Annotated in this window: 1 protein-coding gene; it reads right to left on the bottom strand. The window is 50.0% G+C overall.

Annotated elements, in window-relative coordinates:
• Window positions 1–308: FtsW/RodA/SpoVE family cell cycle protein (locus tag A3739_RS08055; protein WP_197472193.1), on the bottom strand; the 308-nt coding region annotated here is incomplete at both ends.

Below are 308 nucleotides of genomic sequence, written 5' to 3'. Positions count from 1 at the left end.
AAATACCACGCCGCCATCATAGGCACAATCAGCTTCATTAACTCAGAAGGCTGAAAGCGCGGCAAGCCAGGCAGTTGAAGCCAGCGCTGAGCCCCCTTTGCACCGACACCAAAAAACATCACACCTAATAAGGCGATAACACCCAGAACAAACAGCACGACAGACCAACGTTTATAGAAACTAGGCTCGAACTGCGCTACTACGAACATTACACCGAACGCAGCCAAAAATCTGATCCCCTGGCGCTCTACATAAGCCCAACGCTCACCACCAGCGCTATACAAGATCACTAAACCAAAGCCAACCAA

Source organism: Oleiphilus sp. HI0067 (genome assembly GCF_001635735.1).
Note: the sequence above shows the minus strand (reverse complement) of the source record. Positions and strands in the feature narration are given on the sequence as shown.